Below are 13,319 nucleotides of genomic sequence, written 5' to 3' on the forward strand. Positions count from 1 at the left end.
TAAGACGGATAGAACGGGGCGGAAAAATGGACGTGGAAAAATGATGTGTAAGGCTTTTTTACGACTTTGGTAAGTTCCGTACTATATATGGTATTATCCCCCTTGTTCAGCCCCCCAACCCCCTAACTTAGGGGGGCTTTACAAAGCAGCTGCCTTAAACGGTTGCGCCCCTACATTCCCAATGACGCATCAGGAATGTAGGGGCGCAAAAATATCAGTTTATCGCGGATGATTTACAGGCTCTCAAGCATACGCTTGATGACCACCTCGGCCGAAATCTCGCGGTTGGCGGCTTCGGGAATCACCAAGCTGCGCGGACTTTCTATCACGTCGTCGGTCACGATGAGGCCGCGGCGCACGGGCAGGCAGTGCATGAAGCAGGCATTGTTGGTCAGGCGCATGTGCGCGTCGTCCACCGTCCAGCTCATGTCTTGGGAGAGAATCTTGCCATAGTCGGCCGGATTTTTCACCCCCGGGCAACTCCAGTTTTTGGCGTAGATGAAGTCGGCACCGCTGAAAGCCTTGAGCTGGTCATACTCCACGGTAGCTTTGCCGACAAACTGCGGGTCGAGTTCGTAGCCTTCGGGGTGGGTGATAACGAAGTCGACATCGGCGGCATTCATCCATTGGGCAAAGGAGTTGGGAACGGCCTGCGGCAGTGCGCGACAGTGAGGTGCCCACGTGAGCACCACCTTGGGGCGCTTCACCGACTTGTGTTCCTCGATGGTGATGAGGTCGGCAAAAGCCTGTAGGGGATGCACGGTGGCTGTCTCCATAGCAAAGACCGGACGTCCGCTGTATTTCACAAACTGGCCCACGATGGTTTCGGCATAGTCGAACTCGCGGTCGGTGAGTCCGGCAAAGGAGCGAATGCCGATGAGGTCGCAATAGCTCCCCATCACGGGGATGGCTTCGAGCAGGTGTTCGCTCTTGTCGCCGTCCATGATGACACCCCGTTCGGTCTCCAGTTTCCACGCCCCGGCATTCACATCGAGCACAATGACATTCATGCCCAGATTCATGGCGGCTTTCTGTGTGCTCAATCGAGTGCGCAGGGAGTTGTTGAAAAATATCATCAGCAAGGTCTTGTTCCTGCCCAACTGCTGAAATCCGAAACGGTTGGCCTTTACTTCTTGCGCCTCTGCGAGTGCAGTCTTGAGGTCGCCAATGTCTTCTACGTTGAAAAATGTCTTCATCTTTTATTCTCCCCCGTCTCCTCCCAAGGAAGAGTGTGCCCACGGGAGCTGATTATCGGCACATTCCGGAGACGGAGATGCCGTTTTACCGGTCCATCCGTTTCTCCGCTCTGTAATTATATGATGGTGAATACTTGCAATAGTTTGACGGCTACCCTTTCGTCCTCCTTTCATATCTTCGATAACAGCAGCACAGCCGTTCACTCCCCTCTCCCCTCTGAGAGGGGCCGGGGGTGAGGCTTCTTTCTACTCCCTCACCTGTCCTTCTCCTTCAATCAGCCATTTATAGGTAGTCATCTCCTCCAGCGCCATTGGCCCCCGTGCTCCCAGCTTCTGCGTGCTGATGCCTATCTCTGCCCCGAGGCCGAACTGTGCCCCGTCGGTGAAGCTCGTGGGGGCGTTGACATAGACGCAGGCGGCATCCACCATTGTCTCGAAGTGCCGGGCGCAGTCGGCGTTGTCGGTGATGATGCACTCGCTGTGGCCGCTGCCGAAAGTAGCGATGTGGGCAAGAGCCTCATCAAGCGAACCGACGGTCTTCACCCCCATGGCATAGTCCATAAACTCCGTGCCGAAAGTGTTGTCATCAGCAGGGAAAAGCAACTCGGGCGGATAGTGTGCGGAAAGGGCCTGCCGGGCCGACGCATCGGCGTAGATCCTTACGCGGTGGTCGGGTAGCAGACTGCATAGCTCGGGCAAGTCGGCAAGCCGGCTCTTATGCACGATCAGCGTGTCGAGAGCGTTGCATACACTCGGGCGGCGCGTCTTGGCATTGTTGATGATGCGGCTGCCCATCTCCGCATTACCGTATTCGTCGAAATAGGCATGTACCACACCAGCCCCCGTCTCGATGACCGGCACTCGGGCCGTGTCGCGCACAAAGTCGATGAGCCGTTTGCTGCCTCGCGGAATGCAGAGATCCACATAGCCCACGGCGTTGAGCAGTTCGCCCGTGGCTTCGTGGGTGGCAGGCAGCAATTCCACCACGGCCGTAGGGATGTCAAAACGGAGCAAAACATCGTGTATGAGTGCCACACCGGCCCGATTGCTGTCGTCGGCATCCTTTCCGCCTTTGAGGATACAGGCGTTTCCGCTCTTGAAGCAGAGCGCGAAAACGTCGAAAGTCACGTTGGGGCGCGCCTCATAAATCATGCCTATCACCCCGAAAGGCACGCTCACCCGGCGGAGCCGGAGACCGTTTTCGAGCACCTTCTGCTTCAGCACCCGCCCCAGTGGCGAAGGCAGCGTGGCCACGTGGCGCATGTCGGAAGCCATGTCGGCAAGCCGTTTCTCGTTGAGCAGCAAGCGGTCGTAGAGCGGATTGTCAGGCTCCATGCGCCCGAGATCTTTTCGGTTGGCTTCGAGCAGTATGTCCGTTTTGTCCACAATGGCATCGGCCACTGCGTTTAGCACTTCATTTCTGCGCTCATCCGGAATCAGCGGCAGTGCTTTGCCGGCCTCTTTCACGCTTTGAAAAGTCTCTTTGAGTAACATCGATTCGTTATTATAAATCATCATCTGATATCACCTTTCGTCATTTTTTCATTGGTTGGCAGTGTCATTTCCCATCGCTTATGGACATTCCACTTCTCCTCTTTCCTCGGAGAGGAGCCGGGAGCGAGGATTCTTTTACTCCATATAAAGATAGTCGTAATGGATGACAGGCTTCACGTCGTGGACACCCATCCGCCTGCGGGCCTCCTCGGCCGAATAGCCGCTACGCCCCACGCCGATGTTGTTGCCCTGCTGGTCTATCACGTTGATGATGTCGCCTTCTTCGAAGTCACCCTCGACAGCTGTCACACCCACCGGCAACAGACTCACCGCCTTGTGCCCTTTCAGTGCCTCGGCAGCCTTGTCATTGATCACCACACGGCCTTTGGCGAAACTTTCGCTGTGGGCTATCCACTTCTTCAGTGTGGATGTGGGAGTGGGGTTGGGACGAAATTCGGTGTGCATCGTCTCCATGGGTTTTGTGGCCAGTTCGACGAGAATATTGGTGGTCTTCCCGTTGGCGATAATCACCTTGATGCCCTCCTCGGCCACCTTGCGTGCGATATTGGCCTTGGTGAGCATTCCCCCGCGCCCGAATCCGCTTTTGGTGTCTTGTATGTATTCGCCCAAGTCGCGGTCGTAGTTTACCATCGGTATGACACGCGTCTGCGAATCCTTCGGATCGCCATTGAAGATGCCATCCACATTGCTCAAGATGATGAGCGTGTCGGCATCCATCATCGAAGCGATGAGTCCGGAGAGTTCGTCATTGTCGGTGAACATCAGCTCCGTTACGCTCACCGTGTCGTTCTCGTTGACAATGGGAATGACACCGTTTTCGAGCATTACCGACATGCAAGCACGCTGGTTGAGGTATTCGCCGCGGGTGGAGAAACTCTCCTTCATGGTGAGCACCTGCCCCACGTGCAGGTCGTATTCACGGAAAAGATCGTAGTAGAGACCGATGAGTTTCACCTGCCCCAAGGCGGAGTAGAGCTGTCGCTGGGCCACGCTGTCGAGTTTGCGCGTCACTTTCAGTTCGTCGCGACCGCAGGCCATAGCCCCCGAGGAGACGAGTATCACCTCGTAGCCATGCTGTTTGAGCCACACCACTTGGTCGACAATGGCCGACATGCGGGTCACATCCAACTTGCCGTCGTCGCGGGTGAGCACGTTGCTGCCCACCTTCACCACCACGCGTTTCTTCTCTCCGACCTTCTCCGTAGCAGGGGAGGTCTGTTCACCTTTGCTGTTCATATCTTCAGTGCATTTCGTTGTCATCATACCGGTTTTGCCGGGAAGGCGCACGCCGGGCCCCTGCACTTCGGGGAAGTCGGGGCGAGGTGCTACTTCTGCTTGTCTTTCTCACGTATTTCCACGCGTCTGATTTTGCCCGAAATCGTTTTGGGAAGTTCGTCCACAAACTCTATCACGCGGGGATATTTATAGGGAGCTGTCTCGTGTTTCACATGCTCTTGCAACTCTTTTATAAGTGTATCACCGGCTTTGTCTTTCCACTCCTTGGCCAGCACCACGGTAGCCTTCACCACCATGCCGCGTATCGGGTCGGGCACACCGGTGATGGCGCATTCCACGACGGCCTCGTGGGTCATCAACGCACTCTCCACCTCAAATGGCCCTATGCGATAGCCGCTTGACTTGATGACATCGTCGGCGCGCCCTTCAAACCAGTAGTAGCCGTCTTGGTCGCGCCATGCCATGTCGCCCGTGTGGTAGATGCCGTCGTGCCAAGCCTCTTTGGTCTTTTCGGCATCGCGGTAATAACCCTTGAAAAGCCCCAAAGGCTTCTCATCGCCCACCTTGATGCAGATTTCCCCTTTCTCGCCATCCTCGCAGTCGGAGCCGTCGGGGCGGAGCAGTTTCACGTCATATTGCGTGTTGGGCTTGCCCATGCTGCCCGGTTTCGGTTTCATCCATGGGAATGTGCCGAGGGTCATCGTTGTTTCGGTTTGGCCGAAACCTTCCATGAGTTGCACGCCCGTAAGATCGTAAAACTCCTTGGCTACCGAGGGATTGAGGGCCTCGCCGGCTGTGGTGCAGTATTTCAGACTGCTCAGGTCGTATTGGCTGAAATCTTCGCGTATCATGAAACGGAAGATGGTGGGAGGGGCGCAGAACGATGTGATGCGGTATTTTTCGATCTGGCGCATGATTTTTTCAGCCGTGAACTTCTCATGATCGAACACGAAGACAGTGGCACCGGCAAACCATTGGCCGTAGAGTTTGCCCCACACAGCCTTGCCCCAACCCGTGTCGGCCACGGTGAGATGGATGCTGTTTTCATTGAGGTTGTGCCAGAAAACGCCCGTGGTGAGGTGTCCCAAGGCATAGAGATGGTCGTGGGCCACCATTTTCGGTTCACCGCTCGTGCCGCTGGTGAAGTACATCAGCAGCGTGTCTTCGTTGGTGTTCACGTGTTCGGGGCGTACAAAGAGAGGAGCCTCTCGCCATTCTCTTCGCCAGTCGTGGAACCCTTTGGGTACGGGCTGCGATGCCTGGGCATCGGAGTTGACGGCCACGAGCACCTTCACGGTGGGACTTTCGGGCATGGAGGCACTCACCTGTTGGGTAATATACTCGTCGTTGGCGCAGACGATGGCTTTCACACCGGCCCGCCGGTTGCGGTAAACGATGTCGTGGCGGGTCAGCATGTGGGTGGCCGGGATGGCTACGGCTCCCAACTTGTGCAGGGCCAGCATGGAGAGCCACCACTGGTAGTGGCGTTTCAAGATGAGCATCACCTTGTCATCGTGCCCGATGCCTAATGTCTGGAAATAGGAAGCGACTTGATCAGTCTGTTCCTTGAGATCGCGGAAAGTGAACCGAAGTTCCTCTCCGCGCTCGCTGGTCCATAGCAAGGCAAGTTTGTCCGGAGCCTCTCGCGCCCACTCGTCCATCACGTCGTAGGCGAAATTGAAGTTTTCCGGAATGATAAAGTGCAGGTTCTTCTGATAGTCTTCCTCTGAAGAGAAGTGCGTCTGGGTTAAAAATCTTTCAATCATAATCGTTCACTTCTCTTTAGATGGCTATACATAAAAACTTCACGGGACAGTCGTTGAGGGCACGCATACAGTGAGGCTGGTGGGCATCGAAGTAGATGCTGTCGCCCTCAGTTAGTACCATCACTTTCTTGCCGATGGTGATTTCGAGTGTACCTTCTATCACATAGTCGAATTCCTGTCCGTCATGGGAGTTCTTGTTGTGGTTTTGTCCATCGGGCAGTGGGTCTACCCGGACGAGGAACGGATCCATGTTGCGCCCTCTGAATCCGGCTGCCAGACTCTGGTATTTATAGTCTTTTCGGCGCTCCACGCTCATGCCTTGTCCCTTGCGGGTGAGAAAATAGGCACTCATGCGCGGTTCCTCGCCGAAGAGCAGCACATCGAGAGCTATGCCGTAGCGTTTGGATATCTTTGACAGGCGGTAGACCGACGGGTCGGCCTCGCCTGCTTCAATCTTGAGATAATGGTCGAGGGTGATGCCGCAAAGCTCTGCCACCTCCTCCGCGGGGATGTCAAGGACATCGCGCAGACCTTTCAGCCGCTCGCCAATTTGTTTGATTGCTTCTTCCATAATTGTTGTTTTAATGATGAATCATTGCGCCAAAATTACGAAAACTTTTCTTTTCCACAAACCCAAGATTGCGATTTCTTCATGCACACTCAAATAAAACGGGAATTGCTGCACAAAGGGTTTTAGTGTGTGCAACGGTTCGGCCATCTTCTTGAAAACTTGCTGCCACGGTATGCTCTTCCGCTATGGGGGCATGGCTTTCCCATTGCTATTGGAGTCCGGCTTTCAAACCGCGTATCACGGCACTTGTAAATCCGGCATGTTCCATTTCGTTCAGTCCCTTGATGGTCACGCCACCGGGCGTTGTCACTTTATCAATGGCCGCTTCGGGATGTTCTCCCGTGGCTTGCAAAAGTTCTACGGCACCTTTCACAGTCTGCAATACTACCTGTTCGGCATCCTTGGCCTTGAAGCCCAGTTCCACACCGCCTTCTACCGATGCCCGTATGTAGCGCATGGCGTAGGCTATGCCGCAGGAGGCAAGTGTGGTGCCCGAAGCCAGCAGGCGTTCTTCGGTGACAAGACAACTGCCCAGAGAGTCGAAGACACCTTTTATGGTTTGGGTCTCTTCTGCAGTAGCCCCAACGGGCACGATAAAGGTCATGGAGGCCTTTTCGGCAATGGCTATGTTGGGTATGGCGAGGAAGAAATGGGGCTCTGTCTGCCCGTCTTTGTCTAACCATCCCTTGATGTCGGCCGACGAAACGCCTGCTGCCACCACGATGAGCAACTGTTTGGCATAGTCAAGACTGTCCTTGATGCCTTTCAGTACGCCCTCTACAAGCCAGGGCTTTACCACCACGGCCACCACATCGGCCCCCAGTGCTGCCAGTGCATTGTCGGGAGTTACGGTTGTTCCCCGCTCGGCAAAGTGGTCGAGAGTTTCTCGATTGGGGTCGGCCACGGTGATGTCGCCGGCCATAAAAGTATCACATTTCAAGAGTCCTTCGGCCAATGCGCCGCCCATGGCACCTGCTCCGATAATTGCTATTTTCATGTTTACAGTTGGTTTAAAACAGTTTCAAGTCTTTGGATGAAGTCGTCGGCCTCATCGCGGGTGAGACAGAGCGGCGGCAGTATGCGGAGAATGTCGGTTCCGGCACATCCGGTGAAGCAGTGTTGCTCGTAGATGAGCTTTGAGCGCACTTCTTTGTGGAGGATGTCGAGCACCACTCCCACCATCAGCCCGCGACCGCGCACTTCCTTGATGTGGCTGTTGCGCTGTTGCAATTCTCGCAGTTCATCCATGAGATATTCACCCACGAGGTGGGCGTTTTCCACCAATCCTTCGTTTTCGAACACGTCAAGTACGGCCAATGCTGCCGTACAAGCGAGGTGGTTACCGCCGAAAGTGGTGCCCAACTGTCCGTAGACGGGAACAAATTCGGGCGAAATGAGCACACCTCCCATTGGGAATCCGTTGCCGATGCCTTTGGCCACGGTGATGAGGTCGGGACGGATGCCGAGCCACTGGTGGGCGAAAAACTTGCCGCTGCGACCATATCCGCACTGTATTTCGTCGCAGATGAGGTAGGTGCCGTACTTCTTGCAGGCAGCCTGCAGGCCTTGGGCAAATTCTTGGGTGGCCATGTTGACTCCGCCTACGCCTTGAATGCACTCCAGGATACAGGCACATACGTCACCCTTGGCCAGTTCGCGCTCCCATGCCTCAAGGTCGTTGAGGGGCAGAAATGTCACGTGTCCGTTGTCGTTGATGGGAGCCACGATCTTGGGATTGTTGGTCACTTCCACGGCCAGCGAAGTACGTCCGTGGAAAGCTTTGGCCACTGACAGCACGCGTTTGCGCCCGTTCTTGAATGAAGCGAGCTTCAAGGCATTTTCGTTGGCCTCTGCCCCGGAGTTGATGAGGAAGAGCTGATAGTCGTCGTAACCGCTGATGCGGCCCAACCGCTCGGCCAGTTCCACTTGCAGCTTGTTGACCACCGAGTTGCTGTAAAAGCCCAACCGGTTGAGTTGTCCGGTGAGTTTCTCCACGTAATGGGGATGACTGTGTCCGATGCTGATAACGGCATGGCCACCGTAGAGGTCGAGATATTCCTGTCCGCGGTCGTCCCACACCTTGCAGCCTTTGCCCTTGACAATATTGATGTCGAAGAGGGGATATACGTCGAATAGTTTCATTAGAATGCTGATGGTTTAAGATGAAGTCCGGCTTGCTCGTCGATACCGAACATGATGTTCATGTTTTGCACGGCCTGTCCCACGGCTCCTTTCAACAGGTTGTCTATGCAGGAGGTGACGAGCAGTTTGTTGCCAACTTTGTCGCAGTGTACCAGACACTTGTTGGTGTTGACCACCTGCTTCAGGTCGAGTGCCTTGTCCACATAGTGAGTGAATTTTGCTTCTTTGTAAAAGGCTTTGTAGCCCGCCACGATGTCTTCTATCGGCTTGTCGGTCTTCACCACTTGGGTGGCGAAAATGCCGCGGGCAAAGTCGCCCCGGTAGGGGATGAAGTCGATGGAGGCTGTGAGTGCCCCCTGTACCTGCTCCAGACTCTGCCTGATTTCGGGCACATGCTGGTGGCTGAAAGCCTTATAGATGCTCAGATTGTTGTTACGCCACGAGAAGTGGGTGGTGCTACCGGGTTTCTGTCCGGCTCCGGTGCTGCCCGTGATGGCGTTCACGGACACGTCGTTGGTGATGAGTCCCATTTGGGCGGCGGGCAGCAAACCGAGTTGGATGCAGGTGGCGAAGCATCCCGGATTGGCCACATGCTGTGCTTGGGCTATCAGAGAGCGGTTTATCTCAGGCAGACCGTAGACGAAGTCGTGACTCTCGGGAGTGGGGGCGGGGAACTCTCCGACCGTGGCAGCATTGGGGTAGGGGCGACTTCCCTTGATGCGGAAGTCTTGTGCGAGGTCGATGATTTTCACCTCGGCCGGTATCGGATGCTCTTTCAGAAAGGCTTCGCTTTTACCGTGTCCGAAGCAGCAGAACACCACATCTACCTGCCCAAAAGGCATGGCTGTCGTAAACCGCAGGTCGGTGTCGCCATAAAGACCTTCATGCACATCGGCCACGAGATTGCCGGCATTGCTCTCTGAGTTGGCAAAGACTATCTCTGCCTCGGAATGGTTCACCAACAGGCGGATGAGTTCACCGCCTGTATAGCCTGCCGCTCCCAGTATTCCAATTCTCATAAGTCGTTTTCTTGTGTGAAGTGCGCAGTCCCGTTGCGCACCTTAATTATATAATGTGTCGCTACTCCTTCGGCATGATCATCCAGAGGATGAGATAGATCAGCAGGCCCGGGAAGGCTGCACTGCCCAGTGAGAGCACTACGTAGCCGATTCTCACCAGTGTGGGATCGATGTCAAAATACTCGGCAATACCGCCACATACACCACCCAGCCACACGTCGGTGGTGGAGCGTTTAAGTCTTTTATAATTTCCCATGTGTTTTTGGTCTTAAAAGTTCATTTGTCTGTTAGACGGTTTGCCGGGCGGAGAAGTTGCAAATGGAGTTATCTTTCTTCGTCGGGGTGCATACCGTAGTAGACGCGTAGCGGTGTGGAACTCACCTTGATGAAGCCTTTGGCATCCTCTGCTGTCCATCCGTGCTGCATCTCGCCATACTCTCCGAGTTTCGACTTGGTGAGATCGTCTGGCGAGTCAATGCCTACGGTTTGGAATCCATACGGGCGCAGTTTCAAAATGGCCGTACCGTTCACGTTTCGTTGGCTGCTGGTGAGCATAGCCTCGATGTCGGGCATCACGGGCTCGAGATACTGGCTTTCGTGCAGGAACATGCCATACCAGTTGGCCACTTGGTCTTTCCAGTATTGCTGCCACTTCGAGAGTGTGCTTTTCTCAAGCAGCCGGTGGGCTTCGATGATGAGTTTCGGGGCGGCTGCCTCAAATCCCACACGTCCCTTAATGCCGATGATGGTGTCGCCCACATTGCAGTCGCGGCCTATGGCGTAGGAGGCTCCGATGTCTTCAATCTTCTGTATGGCTGCTATCTTGTCCTCGAATCGTTCACCGTTCACGGCCACGATTTCGCCTTTCTCAAAGGTGATGCGCAGTTCGCTTTCTTCTTGGCTGGTGACGTGTTTCAGATAAGCCTCCTCGGGCAGGCCTTGTGTAGGGTCGAGCAATTCGCCCCCACAGATGCTCGTACCCCAAATACCTACGTTGTAGCTGTATTTCAGTTTGGCGAAGTCGGCCGAGAAACCGTGTTCGTTCAGATAGTCCACTTCCTCCTTACGGCTCAGGGCCTTGTCGCGGGTGAGGGTGATGATTTCCACGCCCGGTGCCATCACGAGAAACGTCATGTCGAAACGTATCTGGTCGTTGCCGGCTCCGGTGGAACCGTGGGCGATGGCGTCGGCCCCTATCTCTTTGGCATAGCGGGCGATGGCGATGGCCTGGAAGATGCGTTCCGAACTCACGGATATGGGGTAGCAGTTGTTGCGCAGCACGTTGCCGAAAATCATATACTTCAATGATTTCTCGTAATATTCCTGTGTCACGTCAAGTGTCACGTAGGCTTTGGCCCCCAGTTTATAGGCATTTTCCTCGTTGGTCTTGAGTTGTTCGGCACTGAATCCGCCGGTGTTGGCGCAGGCGGCATATACTTCCCAACCGTCTTGGCTTAGCTTCATCACGGTGTATGACGTGTCAAGGCCTCCACTGAAGGCCACGACCACTTTTTTCTTCTTGTTTTCTGCCATATCTTTTTTCCTTTCCTTGGTTTTATTGCACATTGGTTCCGTCTATCTTTCTGATGCGTTCCATCACCTCGGCCGGTATCTTGGCGGGCAGATGGTCTTCCGGGTCGAAGAGCATGGCCGTGCAGATGCAATAGCGGCGGTCGGTGCGGTGGAGCACGTCGACATTGATACAGCCCTCGCAACCACGCCAGAAGGCTTCGTCGTCGGTGAGGTCGTTGAAGGTTACGGGGTGATAGCCCAGACGGGTGTTCATCTTCATCACGGCCGACCCGGAGGTGAGCGAGAATATCTTGGCGTGCGGCCAGCGCTTGCGGGCCAGTGTGAAGGTCATGTCCTTGATGCGCTTGGCCAGTCCGAGTCCGCGGAAGTCGGGATGCACGATGAGCCCCGAGGTGGTTACATATTGCTTGTTTCCCCAAGTCTCAATGTAGCTGAAGCCTGCAAACTTGTCTCCTTGCAGGGCTATCACAGCCTTGGCTTCTCTCATTTTCGTAGCCAGGTATTCATGTGTGCGCTTGGCTATGCCGGTACCGCGCACCTTTGCGGCGTCTGCAATCGTCGTAAGAATGGTGTCTACATACTTCTCGTGTGAGGCATCGGCTACCATTACTTTGATTTCTTCCATTTATATAATAAATTCCTGTTTACTGAGCCGGCTTGTCACCTTTCCGTCTTTCCGGCTGCCAACTTGTCAACTCGTCCACTTGTTCACTCGTCAACTATATATTGGGTATAATCCCCTTCAGTCCCTCCAGCACCTGTTCTTCGGTCACGCCATCTTTTTTCACGATGAAGATAGTGTCATCGCCCGCTATCGTACCTAAGATGGTGGTCAGTGCCCCATTGTCAATGTTGTAGGCAATGCTGCTGGCATAGCCCGGTCGGGTTTTGATGACACCCATGTTGCCCGAGAAGTTGATGGACAGAAAACCGGGAGTTTGCAGCATTTCGTTGGCCGAGAGGGGAGAGGAGATGCGCTTGTACATCGTCTCGTTGGGCAGCACATACACGTATTTGCCGTTCATGCTGGCCGCTTTGGCCACTTTCAGTTGTTTGAGGTCGCGGCTCAAGGTGGCCTGCGTGAGGGTGAAGCCTTCTTTGGCAAGTGCCTTGAGCACTTCTTCCTGACTGCCTAACTCCTGACTGGAGATGATCATCTTCAAGGCTTCCATTCTGCTGGTCTTGATCTTCATTGGGTGTATTTTTATTCTGTTTGTGATGCAAAATTACAATATTTTAGGTTAATCTCCAAATAAATTTGCGAAAAAATAATGCGATGTGAGAATGTTTTGTTATTTAGTGAATATCGAATCAGTATATTTATTCAGCCGTTTATATGCAGGTGTCGACTCGTATGGGCATGAAAAAAAGGGGCTCAAGGCCCCTTGTTTTATGTAAAGTCAATCTCCAGTCTATTTGCGGTCGCCCAAGAAGCGTAGCAGGTAGAGGAACATGTTGATGAAGTCCAGGTAGAGAGACAGCGAGCCGAGCAGGGCCACTTTCTGTGCGCCTTCACTCATGTCATATTGCTCTTGCAACATACGTTTGATGGCTTGCGAGTCCCATGCCGTGAGACCGGTGAAAATGAGTACGCCCAGTCCGCTAACAATGAGGTCGAACGTGCTGTTGTGCAGGAACATATTCACTACGGCAGCTATGATGAGTCCGATGAGGGCCATCATCAGAATGCCTCCCATCTTGGTGAGGTCGCGTTTTGTGGTGTAGCCAATGAAGGCCATGGCACCAAATGTGCCGGCGGTCACGAAAAACGTGGTAGCTATCGAACTCATGGTGTAAATCACGAAGACGGAGGCCAGTGTGGCACCGTTGATCACCGAAAATAGGATGAAGAGCAGCGTGGCTGTGGAGAGTGACAGCTTGGCCAGCCGGGCTGTCGTGTAGAACACGATTCCTAATTCGGCGATGATGAGGCCGTAGAAAAGCAGCTTGTTGGTGAAAATGGCTGTGAGTAGAGCCGGGCTGGTGGCCACGCCGTAGGCGGTGATGCCGGTGATAGCCAGAGCCAGGGCCATCCACGTGTACACCTTTCTCATCAGGGCCGGGAAAGCCAAGTTCAATTCTTTGCTTCTTGTGTCAGTGCGGCCTTCGGCGGCATTGATCACTTTATACAATTCATCTTGTGTCATATACCTTCTTTGTTTTGGTTTGTCATTTTGTGATACGGATGCAAAGATAATGCCATTTGATGGTCTGTGCAACTAAAAAATCTTTTTTAACCAATTGGCTCGCGAATGCTTTTGCGCTGTCTGTCTTTCTGTCAGAGTGGCGAATCGGTTTTTCGTTTGTCCTCTTTTTTCTCCTGTTATTTGCATTTTCCTCC

Annotated in this window: 13 protein-coding genes; all 13 read right to left on the minus strand. The window is 54.0% G+C overall.

Annotated elements, in window-relative coordinates; translation table 11 throughout:
* Positions 1-233: 233 nt before the first annotated feature.
* The 13 genes from HMPREF6485_RS05110 to HMPREF6485_RS05170 all read right to left on the minus strand — a co-directional run bounded on the left by HMPREF6485_RS05110 (position 234) and on the right by HMPREF6485_RS05170 (position 13,125).
* Positions 234-1,196 carry a Rossmann-fold NAD(P)-binding domain-containing protein gene (locus tag HMPREF6485_RS05110; protein WP_004345168.1) on the minus strand — a complete coding sequence of 321 codons (963 nt, stop codon included), beginning with the start codon at positions 1,194-1,196 and terminating at the stop codon, positions 234-236.
* Positions 1,197-1,442: 246 nt separating this feature from the next.
* Complete coding sequence (locus tag HMPREF6485_RS05115; RefSeq protein ID WP_044126276.1) at positions 1,443-2,690, minus strand: glutamate-5-semialdehyde dehydrogenase; 1,248 nt, start codon at positions 2,688-2,690, stop codon at positions 1,443-1,445.
* A gap of 135 nt (positions 2,691-2,825) precedes the next feature.
* Positions 2,826-3,947, minus strand: a complete 1,122-nt coding sequence (gene proB, locus HMPREF6485_RS05120; RefSeq protein WP_044126277.1) for a glutamate 5-kinase — start codon at positions 3,945-3,947, stop codon at positions 2,826-2,828.
* 89 nt (positions 3,948-4,036) lie between these two features.
* Entirely contained in the window at positions 4,037-5,713 is a 1,677-nt protein-coding gene (locus HMPREF6485_RS05125) for an AMP-binding protein (protein ID WP_004345170.1), read from the minus strand.
* Between the two features lie 16 nt (positions 5,714-5,729).
* Positions 5,730-6,284, minus strand: coding sequence for a helix-turn-helix domain-containing protein (locus tag HMPREF6485_RS05130; protein ID WP_004345171.1), 555 nt, complete (start codon positions 6,282-6,284; stop codon positions 5,730-5,732).
* A gap of 208 nt (positions 6,285-6,492) precedes the next feature.
* Positions 6,493-7,281, minus strand: coding sequence for a pyrroline-5-carboxylate reductase family protein (locus tag HMPREF6485_RS05135; protein ID WP_004345173.1), 789 nt, complete (start codon positions 7,279-7,281; stop codon positions 6,493-6,495).
* Between the two features lie 2 nt (positions 7,282-7,283).
* Positions 7,284-8,426, minus strand: a complete 1,143-nt coding sequence (locus HMPREF6485_RS05140) for an aspartate aminotransferase family protein (RefSeq protein WP_004345175.1) — start codon at positions 8,424-8,426, stop codon at positions 7,284-7,286.
* Positions 8,426-9,445 carry an N-acetyl-gamma-glutamyl-phosphate reductase gene (gene argC, locus HMPREF6485_RS05145; RefSeq protein ID WP_004345176.1) on the minus strand — a complete coding sequence of 340 codons (1,020 nt, stop codon included), beginning with the start codon at positions 9,443-9,445 and terminating at the stop codon, positions 8,426-8,428. The genes HMPREF6485_RS05140 and argC overlap by 1 nt, the downstream gene beginning before the upstream one ends.
* A 61-nt stretch (positions 9,446-9,506) precedes the next feature.
* Positions 9,507-9,701: a PspC domain-containing protein gene (locus tag HMPREF6485_RS05150; protein ID WP_004340990.1), complete on the minus strand. Its 195-nt coding sequence runs from the start codon at positions 9,699-9,701 to the stop codon at positions 9,507-9,509.
* Between the two features lie 68 nt (positions 9,702-9,769).
* Positions 9,770-11,011 carry an argininosuccinate synthase gene (locus tag HMPREF6485_RS05155; protein ID WP_004345178.1) on the minus strand — a complete coding sequence of 414 codons (1,242 nt, stop codon included), beginning with the start codon at positions 11,009-11,011 and terminating at the stop codon, positions 9,770-9,772.
* Positions 11,001-11,603 (minus strand): GNAT family N-acetyltransferase, encoded by a 603-nt coding sequence (locus HMPREF6485_RS05160; RefSeq protein ID WP_004340988.1) that lies wholly within the window; start codon positions 11,601-11,603, stop codon positions 11,001-11,003. Before HMPREF6485_RS05160 ends, HMPREF6485_RS05155 begins: the two co-directional genes overlap by 11 nt.
* A gap of 94 nt (positions 11,604-11,697) precedes the next feature.
* Positions 11,698-12,171: an arginine repressor gene (locus tag HMPREF6485_RS05165; protein WP_004340987.1), complete on the minus strand. Its 474-nt coding sequence runs from the start codon at positions 12,169-12,171 to the stop codon at positions 11,698-11,700.
* 219 nt (positions 12,172-12,390) lie between these two features.
* Entirely contained in the window at positions 12,391-13,125 is a 735-nt protein-coding gene (locus tag HMPREF6485_RS05170) for a Bax inhibitor-1/YccA family protein (protein ID WP_004345179.1), read from the minus strand.
* Between the last annotated feature and the right edge of the window lie 194 nt (positions 13,126-13,319).

Origin of the sequence: Segatella buccae ATCC 33574 (assembly GCF_000184945.1) — a bacterium.
GTDB classification, from domain to species: Bacteria; Bacteroidota; Bacteroidia; order Bacteroidales; family Bacteroidaceae; genus Prevotella; species Prevotella buccae.

Bases quoted from the DNA above. Each gene is read 5' to 3' on its own strand.
- HMPREF6485_RS05115 (WP_044126276.1), bottom strand. From the start codon at position 2,690: ATGTTACTCAAAGAGACTTTTCAAAGCGTGAAAGAGGCCGGCAAAGCA.
- HMPREF6485_RS05125 (WP_004345170.1), bottom strand. From the start codon at position 5,713: ATGATTGAAAGATTTTTAACCCAGACGCACTTCTCTTCAGAGGAAGAC.
- argC (WP_004345176.1), bottom strand. From the start codon at position 9,445: ATGAGAATTGGAATACTGGGAGCGGCAGGCTATACAGGCGGTGAACTC.
- proB (WP_044126277.1), bottom strand. From the start codon at position 3,947: ATGAACAGCAAAGGTGAACAGACCTCCCCTGCTACGGAGAAGGTCGGA.
- HMPREF6485_RS05135 (WP_004345173.1), bottom strand. From the start codon at position 7,281: ATGAAAATAGCAATTATCGGAGCAGGTGCCATGGGCGGCGCATTGGCC.
- HMPREF6485_RS05170 (WP_004345179.1), bottom strand. From the start codon at position 13,125: ATGACACAAGATGAATTGTATAAAGTGATCAATGCCGCCGAAGGCCGC.
- HMPREF6485_RS05165 (WP_004340987.1), bottom strand. From the start codon at position 12,171: ATGAAGATCAAGACCAGCAGAATGGAAGCCTTGAAGATGATCATCTCC.
- HMPREF6485_RS05160 (WP_004340988.1), bottom strand. From the start codon at position 11,603: ATGGAAGAAATCAAAGTAATGGTAGCCGATGCCTCACACGAGAAGTAT.
- HMPREF6485_RS05140 (WP_004345175.1), bottom strand. From the start codon at position 8,426: ATGAAACTATTCGACGTATATCCCCTCTTCGACATCAATATTGTCAAG.
- HMPREF6485_RS05130 (WP_004345171.1), bottom strand. From the start codon at position 6,284: ATGGAAGAAGCAATCAAACAAATTGGCGAGCGGCTGAAAGGTCTGCGC.
- HMPREF6485_RS05110 (WP_004345168.1), bottom strand. From the start codon at position 1,196: ATGAAGACATTTTTCAACGTAGAAGACATTGGCGACCTCAAGACTGCA.
- HMPREF6485_RS05150 (WP_004340990.1), bottom strand. From the start codon at position 9,701: ATGGGAAATTATAAAAGACTTAAACGCTCCACCACCGACGTGTGGCTG.
- HMPREF6485_RS05155 (WP_004345178.1), bottom strand. From the start codon at position 11,011: ATGTGCAATAAAACCAAGGAAAGGAAAAAAGATATGGCAGAAAACAAG.